This window comes from Caballeronia sp., from assembly GCF_049581465.1.
In the GTDB taxonomy this organism is placed as follows: domain Bacteria; phylum Pseudomonadota; class Gammaproteobacteria; order Burkholderiales; family Burkholderiaceae; genus Caballeronia.
Genome location: NZ_JBAUSA010001278.1, coordinates 1 through 1,558, shown reverse-complemented (window position 1 = coordinate 1,558; position 1,558 = coordinate 1). Strand labels below are relative to the sequence as shown.

Annotated in this window: 1 protein-coding gene; it reads left to right on the top strand. The window is 64.2% G+C overall.

All coding sequences use genetic code 11. The features are described 5' to 3' along the window. Positions 1-1,558: ATP-binding protein (locus WCA53_RS31005; RefSeq protein WP_423920527.1), on the top strand; the 1,558-nt coding region annotated here is incomplete at both ends.

Sequence of the window (1,558 nt, the reverse complement as noted above, 5' to 3'; positions counted from 1 at the left end):
CGCTGGTTCATCGCGCGCCTGCTGCCTTACCGGACAGCCGACGATCGCATCGACGGCGCGGTGCTGAGCCTGATCGAAATCACGGCGCGGCGGCATGCCGAAGCCAGCGCGCGCGCCGGGGAGGAGCGCTTGCGGCTTGCGGCGCAGACGACCAATGACTTCGCGATCATCGTGCAGGATCCCGGAGGCCGGATAGTCAGTTGGAACGCGGGCGCCCAGCGCGTGTTCGGCTATACGGAAGACGAAGCGGTCGGCCAGAATATCGATGTGATTTTTTCAGTGCAGGATCAGGTCAATCGCGTGGCCGATCGGGAGCGCGACCTCGCCCGCCGGGAAAATCGCGCGGATGACGACCGCTGGCTAGTGGCGAAAGGCGGCCGAAAAGTGTATTGCAGCGGGGTGGTGACGCCGCTGTCCGATCCGAAATTCACGGGCTTTGCCAAGATCCTGCGCGATCTGACGGAGCGCAAGACCCAGGACGACGCGCGCCAGCAGCAACTTTCGCAGGAACGCCTGGTCCTTGCGCAGGCGGAGGCTGCCAATCGCCTGAAGGACGATTTCCTTGCGGTTCTCTCGCATGAGCTGAAGCATCCACTCAACCTGATTCACGTGAAGGCGGAGATGTTGCCGCGGATTCCGGAAGCGCGCGGCGTGCCGGCTATCCAGCTTGCCGCCGACGCGATCCAGCGGGCTGTGATGGGTCAGGCGAAGATCATTGACGACTTGCTGGACCTGTCGCGTGTGCGTACGGGAAAGCTGGCGCTGAACCTGACCATGGTCGATATCTCGGCCATGCTGGCGACGATCGCCGACGCCGTCGAAGCCGACGCCGCGTCGCGCGGCATTGCGCTGTCGTTCGAGGGTATCGACAAGCCCGTCTGGACCAAGGTCGATCCGGTGCGCTTCGATCAGATCGTCTGGAACCTGCTGAGCAATGCGCTCAAATTCACGCCACGGGGTGGCGCCGTCGCGGTGCGGCTGACGCGCGACAACGGCGAAGTGCAGATCGACGTGACCGATACGGGGCAGGGTATCGAGGCGACGATGCTGCCGCATGTCTTCGAGATGTTTTCGCAGGGGCTTGACGCGCGCCGCAAGACCGGCGGCGGCATGGGCATTGGGCTGGCGCTTGTCAAGCAACTCACGGAGATGCATGCGGGGCGAGTGCTTGCGCGTTCGGATGGCGCGGGGCGCGGCAGCACGATGAGTGTTTTTTTGCCGGCAGTAGAAGACAGGGCAGGCAGTGCCGATGGCGATACGGAGCGCGGCGCGGCGTTGAGCGGATTGCGTTTGCTGATAGTCGACGACGATCAGGAGACCGCGAGTGGGTTCGCAGCGCTGCTCGAACTCGAGGGTCTGGACGTGGTGATCGCGCATGGCTCGGACGAGGCGATCGAGGTGCTCGAACGCGAGCTGATTGACCTGTTGGTGTGCGATATCAACATGCCGGGCGCGGAGAGCCGTGCGTTGATCGAACGGTTGCACGGGGACGCGCGACTGGCGCGGATTCCTGCGATCGCGCTGACGGATTACTCGGGGGCGGCAAGCGATCCAAACG